At 50.2% G+C, this 426-nt stretch carries 1 protein-coding gene; it reads left to right on the top strand.

Features of this window, described 5'->3' with window-relative positions; translation table 11 throughout:
- Nucleotides 1-426: tannase/feruloyl esterase family alpha/beta hydrolase (locus tag JS756_RS39145; RefSeq protein ID WP_205387507.1), on the top strand; the 426-nt coding region annotated here is incomplete at both ends.

The raw sequence follows: 426 nt of genomic DNA, 5'->3' as shown, positions 1-426 counted from the left end.
GGAGTGGTGATAGGCAAGGAACTCACCAAGAAGTTCTATGATAATGGTTTTGATAAGAGCTATTATCTCGGATGTTCAACAGGTGGCCGTCAGGGGTGGAATTCAGTACAGAAGTTCCCCAATGACTTCGACGGCGTTGTCGTGGGCGCTCCTGCGATCAATTTCATCGGATTGCTTTCATTGAGTGCGCACTTCTATCCGATCACAGGTCCCCCTTCATCTAAGACCTATCTCTCCACCACCGAGTGGAAGATTGTTCACGAGGAGATTCTTCGTCAATGCGATGCCATCGACGGAGCAAAGGACGGCATTATCGAGGATCCGGATCTCTGTCAGCCGATATTCGAGACACTGATCTGCAAGTCCAGCTCCAAGAGCAAAGGCAATTGTCTCTCTCCGGAGCAGGTCAACACGGCTCAACAGGTT

This window comes from Streptomyces actuosus (genome assembly GCF_016921115.1).
Classification (GTDB): domain Bacteria; phylum Actinomycetota; class Actinomycetes; order Streptomycetales; family Streptomycetaceae; genus Streptomyces; species Streptomyces actuosus_A.
This window is presented reverse-complemented; position numbering and strand designations above follow the sequence as displayed.